At 33.6% G+C, this 13,434-nt stretch carries 12 protein-coding genes; all 12 read left to right on the forward strand.

Annotated features, from left to right (window positions below; translation table 11 throughout):
* Positions 1 to 83: 83 nt before the first annotated feature.
* The 12 genes from EKM05_RS02915 (at position 84) to EKM05_RS02970 (ending at position 13,203) form a co-directional block, all read left to right on the forward strand.
* A complete protein-coding gene (locus tag EKM05_RS02915) occupies positions 84 to 857 on the forward strand; it encodes a Rossmann-like and DUF2520 domain-containing protein (protein ID WP_126459392.1) in 774 nt (257 codons plus the stop codon).
* A complete protein-coding gene (locus tag EKM05_RS02920; protein WP_126459389.1) occupies positions 841 to 1,368 on the forward strand; it encodes an HAD family hydrolase in 528 nt (175 codons plus the stop codon). The genes EKM05_RS02915 and EKM05_RS02920 overlap by 17 nt, the downstream gene beginning before the upstream one ends.
* 95 nt (positions 1,369 to 1,463) lie before the next feature.
* On the forward strand, positions 1,464 to 2,333 hold the full coding sequence (locus EKM05_RS02925; protein WP_233590865.1) for a geranylgeranylglycerol-phosphate geranylgeranyltransferase: 870 nt from the start codon (positions 1,464 to 1,466) through the stop codon (positions 2,331 to 2,333).
* Positions 2,326 to 2,910 carry a Maf-like protein gene (locus EKM05_RS02930; RefSeq protein WP_126553376.1) on the forward strand — a complete coding sequence of 195 codons (585 nt, stop codon included), beginning with the start codon at positions 2,326 to 2,328 and terminating at the stop codon, positions 2,908 to 2,910. The genes EKM05_RS02925 and EKM05_RS02930 overlap by 8 nt, the downstream gene beginning before the upstream one ends.
* Before the next feature lie 7 nt (positions 2,911 to 2,917).
* Entirely contained in the window at positions 2,918 to 3,454 is a 537-nt protein-coding gene (locus EKM05_RS02935) for a mechanosensitive ion channel domain-containing protein (protein ID WP_126459381.1), read from the forward strand.
* Between the two features lie 182 nt (positions 3,455 to 3,636).
* A complete protein-coding gene (locus EKM05_RS02940) occupies positions 3,637 to 4,866 on the forward strand; it encodes an AI-2E family transporter (protein WP_126553378.1) in 1,230 nt (409 codons plus the stop codon).
* A gap of 63 nt (positions 4,867 to 4,929) precedes the next feature.
* Positions 4,930 to 6,750 (forward strand): hypothetical protein, encoded by a 1,821-nt coding sequence (locus EKM05_RS02945; RefSeq protein WP_126553380.1) that lies wholly within the window; start codon positions 4,930 to 4,932, stop codon positions 6,748 to 6,750.
* 247 nt (positions 6,751 to 6,997) lie between these two features.
* Positions 6,998 to 7,315 carry a hypothetical protein gene (locus EKM05_RS02950; protein ID WP_126459372.1) on the forward strand — a complete coding sequence of 106 codons (318 nt, stop codon included), beginning with the start codon at positions 6,998 to 7,000 and terminating at the stop codon, positions 7,313 to 7,315.
* Positions 7,316 to 7,491: 176 nt separating this feature from the next.
* Positions 7,492 to 7,983 (forward strand): hypothetical protein, encoded by a 492-nt coding sequence (locus EKM05_RS02955; protein ID WP_126553381.1) that lies wholly within the window; start codon positions 7,492 to 7,494, stop codon positions 7,981 to 7,983.
* Between the two features lie 176 nt (positions 7,984 to 8,159).
* Positions 8,160 to 8,690, forward strand: coding sequence for a hypothetical protein (locus EKM05_RS02960; protein ID WP_126459366.1), 531 nt, complete (start codon positions 8,160 to 8,162; stop codon positions 8,688 to 8,690).
* Positions 8,691 to 8,824: 134 nt separating this feature from the next.
* The gene (locus tag EKM05_RS02965) at positions 8,825 to 11,356 is read left to right on the forward strand and encodes a PIG-L family deacetylase (protein WP_126553383.1); all 2,532 of its coding nucleotides are present in this window, start codon (positions 8,825 to 8,827) and stop codon (positions 11,354 to 11,356) included.
* Positions 11,357 to 11,478: 122 nt separating this feature from the next.
* Entirely contained in the window at positions 11,479 to 13,203 is a 1,725-nt protein-coding gene (locus EKM05_RS02970; protein ID WP_126459360.1) for a sodium:solute symporter, read from the forward strand.
* Positions 13,204 to 13,434 lie beyond the last annotated feature (231 nt).

Raw genomic sequence — 13,434 nt, forward strand, 5'->3', positions numbered from 1 at the left:
ACTTTTTTTTAGGCTGGTTTTTATTTGTAACCTTCCTGAAAATTGAATAATACACTTCATATTTTTTTTGCTAATTTTACCCCATGATCAAAGTAGTTATTATTGGCTCCGGAAATGTGGCACAGCATTTAATTGCGGCATTTCAAAATCCTCATAGACCAGGGACAGAAATAGAATTGGTTCAGGTATATTCGAGACAAATAAAAAGTGTTTCCCACCTAATAGACTTGGAAAAAGTCACTAATAATTTCAATACTTTAGTTGAAGCCGACATGTATATCATTTCAGTTTCTGATGATGCTATTGCTGAAGTTTCCTCTAATCTAGCTTTCAAGAATCGCTTAGTGGTGCATACTTCCGGGAGTGTTTCTTTGCATGCATTAGACGAAAATAATCGAAGAGGCGTTTTTTATCCTTTGCAAACGTTTACCAAAAACAAAGCGGTCGATTTCAATATCATTCCTATTTGTTTAGAAAGCGAAAATGGGATTGATTATGAATTATTGGATAAAGTGGCCAAATCAATTTCAGGAACCGTTTATGCAATCAACTCTGAGCAACGAAAAGCCTTGCATGTGGTGGCCGTATTTGTGAACAATTTTACCAATCATTTGTACCAAATAGGTCAGGAAATCTGCCAGGAACATCAGGTTCCATTTGAAATCTTAAGACCTTTAATTGCAGAAACAGTTCGAAAAATAATGGTACTTTCGCCGCAAGAGGCACAAACGGGTCCTGCAAAACGCAATGACACTTCAACGATTGAAGCCCACGAAGCTTTTTTATCAAATGAAAATCATCTGACTATTTATAAAATACTAACACAATCAATACAAGAGAATGGCAAAAAGTTATAAAGAAATAATGAACGAGATCACTACTTTTATTTTTGATGTCGATGGGGTACTAACTGACAGCTCTGTTTTTGTAACTAATGAAGGAGAAATATTGCGCACCATGAATATTAGAGATGGATACGCTATGAAAGCAGCTATAGAAAGCGGGTTTAATGTATGTGTTATTTCCGGCGGAAGCAATGAAGGGGTTCGAGTCAGACTACGAAATCTGGGGGTTACAGACATCTATTTAGGTACGCCGGACAAAGTAGAAACTTTTAAAGAATATGTGGAACTTTACAACATTAAACCTGAAAACGTGTTATACATGGGCGATGACATTCCTGATTATCATGTGATGCAGTTAGTCACATTACCCACTTGTCCCCAAGATGCTAGCCCGGAAATCAAAGCTATTTCCCGTTATATTTCGCATAAAAACGGAGGAAAAGGAGCGGCCAGAGATGTCATCGAACAAGTCATGAAAGCACAAGGGAAATGGATGGCACATTTTGACGGGAAGCATGATTAGTATTATTTTAAATGTTAAATTATAAATTTCAAATAACATCTGTGGTTCCTTTTTTAAAACTAATTCGATACCAGAACTTGCTAATGCTTGCTTTTATGCAATTTGTTTTCAGGTATGGTTTTTTACACGTTCAGAATATTTCTTTGGCGTTATCGGATTGGCAGTATGGATTATTAATTTTATCAACTGCTTTGATCGCTGCAGGCGGCTATGTGATCAATGATATCTTTGACCAAAAAACAGATACCATCAATAAACCAAATGCTGTGATTGTGGGCAAAACCATTTCAGAAATTCAAGCCTATAATCTGTATATTTGGCTTACGTCAAGTGGGGTAATGATTGGTTTTTATTTGTCGAATGTCATACGAAAACCAGGTTTTGCCTCTATTTTTATTTTGGTTGCCGCAACACTTTATTTGTATGCAACCAGTCTGAAACAAATGATGCTTATTGGTAATATCATTGTGGCTTTACTACTTTCTTTTAGTGTGATTATCATTGGAGTTTTCGATTTATTTCCTGCAACAACAATAAATAATCAGCAACAAATGGGCTTGTTTTTTTCTATCTTGATAGATTATGCTATTTTTGCTTTTGTTATTAATCTGCTTCGGGAAATTGTCAAAGATATAGAAGATACAGATGGCGATTATAATCAAGGAATGAGTACCTTACCTATTGTAATTGGAAAATCCAGAACGGCAAAAATAGTTTCCGGCTTAAGTTTGATTCCGCTATTTTTTATCGTATGTTATATTCATCGGTACCTGTTAGAATTGGTGTTTGCAACATTATATATGTTGTTATTTGTTGTAGGTCCGTTGTTTTATTTCACTTTAAAAATTTGGTCTGCAAAATCAAAAAGAGAGTGCCACATCTTGAGTGTATTGTTAAAATGCATCCTTCTTTTAGGAATTTTATCCGTTATTGTTATTCGTTTAAATATAAAATATAATGCTTAAAAATAAATTAAAAAAATACACCCTTATTCTGGCTTCAGGATCGCCAAGACGGCAGCAATTTTTCAAAGATTTGGACTTAGATTTTGAAATTCGATTGAAAGAAATCGAAGAAATTTATCCTCCTGAGTTAAAAGCGTACGAAATCACGAACTATTTGGCTGAATTAAAAGCCAGTGCTTTTGACGGTGAATTACAGTCCAATGAAATCCTAATCACCAGTGACACCATTGTTTGGTACAACAACAAAGCGCTAGGCAAACCAAAAGACGAACAGGATGCTTTTGAAATCTTGAAATCATTATCGAATGCTACTCACCAAGTAATTACTTCTGTTTGCTTTAAGACAAATGAAAAAGTAGTCCTGCTTCATGAAATAACAAAAGTCACTTTTAACACGTTGAGTGAGGAATCCATTCGCTACTATATAGAAAATTACAAGCCCTATGACAAAGCGGGTGCTTATGGTATTCAGGAATGGATCGGTTTTATTGGCGTTTCAAAAATTGAAGGTTCCTATGCTAATGTGATGGGAATGCCTACGGATAAAGTATATGACTACTTAACTAAATTAGACTGATTGCATTATGGATACATTTATATTTCACGAGTATTCCAGAGAACTGGTGGCCACAGGAATCCTGGGATTGCTGTTGATTTTTTTGAGAATTATTGCTGCAAAATTAGTACGCAGCTATGCTAAATCAAACCAAAAACTGGAGCATCGAACTAATTTAGTCATCAAATACATTCATTTATTTATAAATATTCTTGCAATTATAGCTGTCATACTAATTTGGGGCGTTCAGACAAAGGATATTATTATTGCACTTTCCTCTATTACCACCGTTGTAGGTGTCGCTATGTTTGCTCAATGGTCTATTTTGAGCAACATCACCTCTGGAGTTATTTTGTTTTTTTCTTTTCCGTTTAAAATTGGAGATACAATAAAAATTCATGACAAAGATTTTCCTATTGAAGCTCAAATTGAAGATATAGGGGCTTTTCATGTGTATTTGAAAACTATAGATGGAGAAAAAATCATCTATCCGAACAGCTTGCTTTTGCAAAAAGGAATTTCGATACTAAACAATTATGCCGATCAAAAAGAATTTACGGATTAGTTTACTTCTGCTGAACGAATGGTAAATCATCATCTTGCAAAAGATCCTATTGAAGTGGAAATTATATAACTATTGCTGAAAAATATATAATGTTTTACTTTTTTAAATGCTGGATATTTGTCAATTAGAAATAAATAATTTACTATTGAATTGTTTTTGTCTTTAAAAAAAAATAAAAAGATATGAATGACCTTTTAAAATTTCCATTTTACGCAAAACTTACGCTCGTTTTATTGAGCTTAATTGCTATTATTTTTATATTTTATATTGGTCAGGATATATTAGTTCCCATAATGATGTCCTTTTTATTTGCGATATTGTTATATCCCATCGTTCAGTTTTTAAAATCTAAACTCTACTTTCCCCATGTGTTAGCCGTTATGCTGGCGGTACTGCTTTTTGTATTGCTTTTTTTAGGCCTTTTTGTATTTCTATCCTTTCAAATCAGTGATTTTGCAGATGATTTTGATAAAATTGAAAGAAACATAACTATTCATATTAGTAACATTCAACAGTTTCTCAGTGAACATTTCAATTTAAGTTCTTGGGAACAAAAACAATATCTGGATACAGCTACTGAAGATTCTATGGAAAAAGGGAAAGAAATCATTGGTACCACGCTATTGTCATTTACGGATACGCTACTAAATTTGACCTTAATCCCTATTTATACTTTTTTGATTCTTTTATACAGGACTCATTTTTTATTGTTTTTGTCTAAACTATTCAAAAAAGAGAATCATGAACAATTAAAAAATATTTTAACAAATATTAGAGTTGCTATAAACAGTTATATTGTAGGTTTAATTATCGAGACCATTTTAGTATCGGTAATGACTACTGTAGGATTTATTATTATTGGCGTGAAATATGCTGTTTTGCTGGGTGTTGTAACTGGAATTCTAAATCTAATTCCTTATATAGGAATCCTTTTTGCCGGAATTTTAAGCATTATTGCCTCATTGACTGGTACTCCGGATTTATCCATAATTATTGGTATAATTGTGGTTACCATCTTTGTTCAATTAATAGATAATAATATCCTTGTCCCAATAATAGTAAGTTCAAAAGTAGAAATAAATGCTTTTATATCCATTATAGGAATCATTATTGGAGGAGCCATTGCAGGAATCGCCGGAATGTTTTTAGCATTACCCATAATTGCGGTTCTTAAGGTAATTTTTGACCGAATTGAGTCATTAGAACCTTGGGGGTATTTAATGGGAGATCATTTGCCCAAAACCTATACTTGGCATAGTATCAAATTACCGCTATTCGATTCAGATGCATCCTCTAAAAAAACCATAATTAAAACGGATCTTATAGTTCCTGTTTTTACTGAGACAACAACGGAAAACAATACAGAGAATAAAGCAGAAACTGACCTTAATAAAACAAGTGAGTCTATTTAAACCAATTATTTATCAATGTTTTGCTGGTTTTTTCTTTCTCAATTTTTAAATTAATTTTGTATAATGACTAAAAAGCAAAAGCTGATTTTATTCTTTTTGATCGTCTGTTGCCACCAGATTTCTTTTTCACAAGTAAACCAGAAAGAAAAAGATTCCGCTGGCGTTTACAAAAAAATTCAATCCTATTCTAAAAAAAATAAGTTTACAACACTTGTTCATAAATTAGTTTTCAGGCCCGTAACTATAAAAAAAACAAAGAAAAAAGTAATTCCCAAAAAATACGAAACTTTTGAAGGAAAAACGATCAGAAATATTACTATTATCACTTTAGACCCTTTTGGGTATTCTGATATTGATACCGCCAGAGCCCCTAAAAACTGGGCCGAACGAACTGGAAACCGAATTCATATCAAAACAAAAAAACTCGCTATTAAGAATGTACTGTTAATAACAAAAAACACACCTTTCGATTCTTTATTAGTAAAAGAATCAGAACGATTGATTAGAGCTCAAAGATACATCAGTCGCGTTGACGTAACCCCACAATTAATTCAGAACAGCCCGGATTCAGTAGATGTCACCTTTCGGGTTTTAGATACATGGAGTATTATTCCCAAGGGATCCATTTCCAGTTCAAGAACTAATTTTGAACTCAATGATCGTAATTTTCTAGGCACTGGCCATGAATTCAAAAATGAATTCAAAAACAGATTCAGCGACGGAAAAAGCGCGTATGGATTGTCCTATAGCGTTCCTAACGTCCAGAATACCTTCATTCAGACAACTCTGAATTACCGGATAGATTTAGACAATTACTACAGCAAAAGCCTCAATGTAGACCGTCCCTTTTACTCTGCTTTTACAAAATGGGCAGGGGGAATATACATAGACCAGCAATTTAGAAAAGACACCCTTGCTGATGTCAATTCAGTATTTACCTATCAAAATTTCAAATACAATTCGCAGGATTTATGGCTTGGACGTGCCTTTTCTATTTTTAAAGGAAGAACAGAAAACCAGCGCACCACAAATCTGATTCTGGCAGGACGTTTTTTAAATATAAAATATCTGGAAAGCCCAACTATCCTCTATGATGCCACTGATTTCTACTCTAGTGAAAAACTTGCTCTTTTCGGGATTGGTATTAGTTCACGTAAATTCGTGCAAGACAACTATGTTTTCAAAAATGGAATTATAGAAGATGTTCCCATTGGCAAAATTTACAGCATCACTTCTGGCTATCAATATAAAAACAATTTGGGGCGTTTGTATCTTGCTGCCCGAGCGGCTTTTGGAAATTATTATAAATGGGGCTTTTTAAGTGCTAATGTAGAGATAGGTACCTTTTTTGAAAAATCAATTACGCAGCAAACCGCTTTTTCTTTTCAGGCAAATTATTTCACAAACTTGATGAGTCTGGGAAAATGGAAATGGAGACAGTTCATCAAGCCCCAGGTAATTATTGGTACAAACCGTGTCAATATTATTGGCGATCAGCTAAATATCAATGAAAATTATGGACTTCGGGGCTTTAATAGTGCTCAATATGGAACCCAAAAAGCACTCTTAACCATACAAACCCAAGCCTATGCGCCATGGGATCTTTGGGGATTTAGAATCAATCCCTATTGTAATTATTCCATTGCCGTACTAGGAAATCCTAATAAGGGATTGACTCAAAGTAAAGCCTATTCAAAAATTGGAATTGGATGTATTATAAACAATGATTTTCTGGTATTTAGTGCTTTTCAAATTTCGCTGTCCTACTATCCGTCCATTCCTGGAAATGGCGAAAATATTTTCAAAACAAATGCAATTGAAACAACTGATTTTGGTTTTCAAGATTTCGAACTGACAAAACCCCGTACCGTGCTTTACAAATAATACGCTTTATAAATATAAATTATTCCAAAAAAATATTCGCATAATACTAATATCCTTCGAAAACAGTTCAATTTGTATGGGATTATATTGAACACACTATCTACAGGACACTTTTTTTAGAAAATTACGATACAGTACACAATGAAGGGTGTGAATTATATAATTTAATACCTTAATTTTATAAGAAAAAATTATGTTTTATTGTTTACTTTTATTGTGTTAAAATTTTAACTAAAAACCAAACAAAATGAAAAAATTCACCTTTTATTTGATGATGATGGTATTATCAATTAGTGTTCTTCCAACACAAATGTTAGCCGCTGAAAAAAATCCAACTGTAATTTTAAATACTCCTAAAGAAGTGCCTGCAGAAGTAAAAGTTTTGCTTAATAGACTTGATGAAATAAAAGCGATGGATAAATCGTCTTTGACTTCAGTTGAAAAAAAAGAATTACGTAAAGAAGTACGTGCTATCAAAGCAGAATTAAAATCTACAGGAAATGGTATATACTTATCTGTAGGTGCAATTATAATCGTTATCCTTTTATTGATACTTTTATTGTAAATAAATTTATACCTGTAGAAAAAGGAAACGAATAATCGTTTCCTTTTTTTATGAAGTAAAATAACAAAGTAAATGTTAATTATTTGATATTGGCATAATTGTTGGTTTTACTTCAAAACGAGATAAAATAGTAACTAAAATTACTATCTAATAATTACTAATTAAAATTTCGAAAAATGAAAACATTAAAATTAATCATCGCAGGAATTATACTATTTGCATCCGCAAATACGATGCAAGCACAGGTTTCAGTAAATGTAAATATAGGTAGTCCACCAGCATGGGGGCCAGTTGGTTATTCAGCTGTAGATTATTATTATTTACCGGATGTTCAAGCTTATTATGATATACGAGCCACACAATTCATTTATTTTGGTGGAGGAAATTGGATTCGTTCAAGAAATCTACCTAATCAATACAGAAATTATAATCTATACAATGGTTATAAAGTAGTATTGAACGATTACCATGGTTCAAGACCATACAGTAACTTTAAAACACACAAAGTAAAATACTACAAAGGATACAAAGGTAAACCACAAAAATCAATAGGTTCTAACCGCAGTAATAACAATAAAGTGTACAAAAGTAATGGGAATAACGGACATGGAAATAAAGGACATGGCAATAAAGGTGGAAAAGGAAATAATGGAAATGGAAAACATTAATACTGATTTCATAATAATTTATAAAAAGAGTCTCAGCAATGAGGCTCTTTTTTTTAGAACATTAATCCTTAATTAAATGTTAATTTTTTTGTTTTGGCACAGTTGTTGGAAATTCACAAAAGTATAGCAATAACAAGTTATTATAAAAAATTATTACAAATTAAATATTTGAAAAAATGAGAACATTAAAATTAATCATCGTAGGAATTATACTCTTTGCATCAAGCACAATACATGCACAAGTCTCAGTAAATTTAAACATAGGTACTGCTCCATCATGGGGACCTATAGGATACGCAGAAGCTGAATATTATTATTTACCGGATGTTGAAGCTTATTATGATGTAAGAGCCACACAGTTCATTTATTTTGGTGGAGGAAGATGGATACGTTCCAGATATTTACCAAATCAATATAGAAACTATGATTTATATGATGGATATAAAGTAGTATTAAACGATTATCACGGTTCAAGACCTTATAGTAATTTTAAGAATCACAAAGTAAAATATCATAGAGGTTATCATGGAAGAGAACAAAGAAATATTGGGCACAACAATAATCGTCGCGTTTATGTAAACCAAAGGGGGAATGATAATCATAGAAGATATGATAATGATGACCGAAGAGAATATAAAAAACATGACAACCGAAATAACGGCAATGGTCATGGACATGGAAAGGGAAAAGGACATGATCGAGATTAGTCACACCTTAATTTAAAAAGAGAGAGAACCAAAATTGGTTCTCTCTCTTTTTAATTATTAAAGAAAACCAAAAATATTTCAGAAGAAATTATTTAATTCCTACATTTGAAGTTACTGCAATTAAATTTTAAAAAATGCAAAAAAAACACGCATCAGCTATTCTAATATTTCTCTTATGTTGCCAAATAACAATTGCACAAGAACCTCAAAAACCAAATTCTGTTGAAATTTATAATCAAATTCAAAAGCTTAATTTTCTAGGTTCCGTACTTTATATAGCCGCACATCCTGATGATGAAAACACCCAGTTGATCTCTTATTTATCCAATGAACAAAAGGCCAGAACCGGCTATTTGTCTTTGACACGCGGGGATGGTGGACAAAACTTAATCGGCACGCAATTGCGGGAATTATTAGGAGTAATAAGAACCCAAGAACTTATTGAAGCCCGAAAAATTGATGGAGGAGAACAGTTTTTTTCCCGTGCCAATGATTTTGGTTTTTCTAAAAATCCAACAGAAACATTAGAAATTTGGGATAAAAAACAAGTACTAGCTGACGTTATTTGGGCCATCAGGAAATTTCAACCCGATGTGATTATTAATCGATTTGATCATCGTTCGCCCGGAACCACTCACGGACACCACACGGCATCAGCAATGTTAAGCGTAGAAAGTTTTGACTTAGCGAATAACCCATCAATTTTTCCCGAGCAATTGCAATTTGTAACACCTTGGCAAACCAAACGACAGTTTTTTAATACGTCTTGGTGGTTTTATGGAAGTATCGAAAAATTTAATGCTGCCTATAAAACGAATTTAATTGCGCTGCAAACAGGAGTTTATTACGCTGGATTAGGAAAATCAAATCAGGAAATAGCCGCATTAAGTCGGAGCCGCCATCAATCCCAAGGGTTTGGTAGCACTGGAGCCCGTGGGGAGGAAACAGAATATTTAGAGTTTATAAATGGAGATGCTTTAAAAGATAAGAAATCACTTTTTGAAGGAATCGATACTTCTTGGAACCGAATAAAAGAGGGAAAATCAATCGGAGAATTATTGACAACTATTGCCGCTGAATTCGACCATAATAATCCTTCGGCAAGCATTCCAGATTTGGCGAAAGCCTATGCTATGATGAAAGCTTTGGACGAAAATCAGTGGTCGCCACTGAAATCAGAAGCCATAAAAGAAATTATATCGGCCTGTTCTGGTTTGTATCTTGAAGCCGTTGCCCAAAATCAGGAAGCGACTCCCGGAAGCACTATTAAATTGAAACTCGAAGCCATTAATAGAAGCTCCGTACCCATACAATTAATGAGTGTGACCGCTATACCTAATCAAAATATTACACCTCAAAATCGGGATTTAAAAAACAACATACTAAACACCATTAATTTAGATTTAAAATTACCCGAATCAATTAACTACACACAACCATATTGGTTAAAAGAAAAAGGAACAGTTGGGATGTACGCAGTAAAGCAACAACAAAACATAGGGATTCCAGATATTATTCGGGAAGTTAAAGTGATTTTTAATATTAAAATCAATGAGATTGAAATTCCATTTGAACGAACCGTAGTGTATAAATACAACGATGATGTAAAAGGGGAAGTATATAATTATCTGGACATTGTTCCCGAAGTTACTACTTCAATTATAGACAAAGTATTGCTTTTTAAAGACACAAAAAAGAAAGCTGTAGCCGTAAAAATCAAAACTGGAAAAGACTCCGTAAAAGGAATTTTACAACTTGAATTACCTGAAAACTGGGGTGTTTTTCCTAAATCGATTCCTTTTAACATTGAAAAAAAGGGAACGGAACAAATTGTTTATTTTGAGGTAACTGCACCAAATAAATCCGAAGAAGCTGTAGCCAAAAGCGTGGCGATAATTGACAATAAACAATTTGACAAAGAACAAATTATCATTAAGTATGACCACATCACAAAACAGCAAGTTTTAACATTGGCTGAAGCTAAATGCATCAAAACAGATTTAAAAACGAATGGTGAAAAAATAGGATATATTATGGGTGCCGGAGATGAAGTTCCCAGTTGCCTGACGCAATTAGGATATGCCGTAACACTACTTAAACCTGAAGAAATTACTCCTGAAAAATTAGAATTGTACGACGTAGTCATCACAGGTGTTCGTGCCTATAATATCTTGCCTGCACTGGCAAACAAACAAAATATACTTTTTGATTTTGTAAAATCCGGAAAAACAATGATCGTTCAGTACAATACTGCAGGAGATCTTGTTACCAATACTATTGCACCTTATCCCTTGAAACTCTCCCGAGACCGAGTGACCGAAGAAGATGCCGAAGTCCGATTCTTATCGCCACATCATCCTGTTTTGAATTTTCCAAACCAAATTACAGCTACAGACTTTGAAGGCTGGAAACAAGAACAAGGATTGTATTACCCCAATGAGTACGACAAAGCCTTTACTCCTATCCTATCTTCAAATGACAAAGGGGAAAGCCCTAAAAATGGTGCATTACTTATTGCTCCTTACGGAAAAGGACACTATATTTATACCGGCTTAAGTTTTTTTAGAGAATTACCTGAAGGCGTTACTGGTGCCTATAAATTAATTTCTAATATTATTTCGCTACAATCATCTGAAAAAATTCCTGTTCAAAAAATCAAGAACTAACCCACTTTAAAATGGAAACAAAAAAAATAAAAACCTGGAAGAAAAATTATACTTGGGTACTTGTAGCCAATGCAATATACATCCTGATCTTTTGTCTCATCATGAAATTATACGCTTAAATTATGCAATTATTTGATTGGATTATACTGATAGTAACTTTATTGTTTATTGTAATTTATGGGGCTTGGAAAACCAAGGGCAGTAAAAATGTAGAAGACTTTATTTTAGGGAGTAATGAAACACCTTGGCATGTTGTAGGACTTTCTGTTATGGCCACACAAGCCAGTGCAATTACGTTTCTTTCTACTCCGGGGCAAGCCTATCATGACGGTATGGGTTTTGTGCAATTCTATTTTGGACTGCCAATTGCTATGGTGGTAATCTGTGTCACCTTTATCCCTTTATACCACAAATACAAAGTGTATACAGCTTATGAATACCTTGAAAAAAGATTTGATTTGAAGACCCGTTCCCTAGCTGCCATCCTTTTCTTGTTCCAAAGAGGTTTAGGAACCGGATTGACCATATACGCTCCGGCAATTATTTTGTCCGCTTTATTGGGTTGGAATCTTACCTACATGAATATTATTATTGGTGTATTAGTTATCATTTATACTTTTTCGGGTGGAACCAAAGCAGTGAATGTAACTCAAAAACAGCAAATGTTTGTGATTATGTCCGGAATGCTAATCACTTTTTTTCTGATTTTGCATTATTTACCTAATGATATGACTTTCTCCAGTGCGTTGCATATTGCTGGGGCAAATGATAAAATGGATATTGTTAATTTCTCTTTAGATCCAGAGGAAAAATATACCTTTTGGAGCGGAATAACAGGAGGTTTTTTCTTGGCATTAGCTTATTTTGGTACCGATCAATCGCAGGTAGGACGTTATTTATCCGGACGATCCGTTCGAGAAAGCCAGATGGGACTAATCATGAACGGACTTTTAAAAGTACCTATGCAGTTCTTTATTTTACTGACCGGAGTTATGGTTTTTGTCTTTTTCCAATTCAATCCTGTTCCGTTAAATTTTAATCCAAATAATAAAGCCATGATTGAAAAATCAGCTTACAAAAGCGAATACAATGCTTTGGAGAAAAAATTAGACGATTTATCCGAAGACAAAAAAGTAATTAATCTTTTGTACATCGACCAGCTCAATCAGGATTATGACAATCCAACGCTTAGGAAAGAATTAGTGACTTTATCCAATAAAGAAAAAGATTTAAGAGATCGTGCCAAAGAAATAATTCTGAAAGCTGATAGTAATAGCGAGACCAATGATAAAGATTATGTGTTTTTTCACTTTATTCTCAACTATTTACCCAAAGGGCTTATTGGTTTGTTACTGGCCGTAATTATTTCGGCCGCTATGTCCTCTACCGCTTCGGGATTGAATGCACTGGCCTCTACCACCGCAATTGATATTTACAAACGCAATCTAAAAGAAGAAAAATCAGAACGACACTACCTGTATGCTACAAAATTCTTTACCTTATTGTGGGGGGTTATAGCCATACTATTTGCTTGTATTGGAACGCTTTTTGAAAATTTAATTCAACTGGTAAACATCATTGGATCCATATTTTATGGAACAGTCCTTGGAATTTTCTTAGTTGGTTTTTACATCCATAAAGTACAATCTAAAGCCATTTTTTATAGCGCTGTAGTAAGTCAGATTACTATTTTTATCATCTACTATTACGCCATTTATATTTTCCCGAGCGGAGAAGAAAAACTGGGTTATTTGTGGCTGAATTTCATTGGTGCAATGCTTACAATTGTAATTTCTTTATTGTTGCAATGGACCATTTTTAGAAAACAGAGAGAGATAACAGCCTAAATAAAAAAATAACCGCAGATTCACAGATTTTTATATTGATAATCCGTGAATCTGCGGTTATTTTTTTTACTTCAGAAGTTCTTATATAAAAATCTCTTCTTCCGCAGAAACGAGCAAGAGCGAACTGGTGAGTAATGATAATCCCATGGATACTATATACGCAAACATCTAATAAATTACACAGTCCAAAATTTCAAAAAAAAATCCCGTCTCTAAATGGAGACTAGATCT

Origin of the sequence: Flavobacterium sp. GSP27, assembly GCF_003970395.1 — a bacterium.
In the GTDB taxonomy this organism is placed as follows: domain Bacteria; phylum Bacteroidota; class Bacteroidia; order Flavobacteriales; family Flavobacteriaceae; genus Flavobacterium.

Bases quoted from the DNA above. Each gene is read 5' to 3' on its own strand.
- EKM05_RS02925 (WP_233590865.1), top strand. From the start codon at position 1,464: ATGCAATTTGTTTTCAGGTATGGTTTTTTACACGTTCAGAATATTTCT.
- EKM05_RS02915 (WP_126459392.1), top strand. From the start codon at position 84: ATGATCAAAGTAGTTATTATTGGCTCCGGAAATGTGGCACAGCATTTA.
- EKM05_RS02970 (WP_126459360.1), top strand. From the start codon at position 11,479: ATGCAATTATTTGATTGGATTATACTGATAGTAACTTTATTGTTTATT.
- EKM05_RS02945 (WP_126553380.1), top strand. From the start codon at position 4,930: ATGACTAAAAAGCAAAAGCTGATTTTATTCTTTTTGATCGTCTGTTGC.
- EKM05_RS02955 (WP_126553381.1), top strand. From the start codon at position 7,492: ATGAAAACATTAAAATTAATCATCGCAGGAATTATACTATTTGCATCC.
- EKM05_RS02960 (WP_126459366.1), top strand. From the start codon at position 8,160: ATGAGAACATTAAAATTAATCATCGTAGGAATTATACTCTTTGCATCA.
- EKM05_RS02940 (WP_126553378.1), top strand. From the start codon at position 3,637: ATGAATGACCTTTTAAAATTTCCATTTTACGCAAAACTTACGCTCGTT.
- EKM05_RS02920 (WP_126459389.1), top strand. From the start codon at position 841: ATGGCAAAAAGTTATAAAGAAATAATGAACGAGATCACTACTTTTATT.
- EKM05_RS02965 (WP_126553383.1), top strand. From the start codon at position 8,825: ATGCAAAAAAAACACGCATCAGCTATTCTAATATTTCTCTTATGTTGC.
- EKM05_RS02930 (WP_126553376.1), top strand. From the start codon at position 2,326: ATGCTTAAAAATAAATTAAAAAAATACACCCTTATTCTGGCTTCAGGA.
- EKM05_RS02935 (WP_126459381.1), top strand. From the start codon at position 2,918: ATGGATACATTTATATTTCACGAGTATTCCAGAGAACTGGTGGCCACA.
- EKM05_RS02950 (WP_126459372.1), top strand. From the start codon at position 6,998: ATGAAAAAATTCACCTTTTATTTGATGATGATGGTATTATCAATTAGT.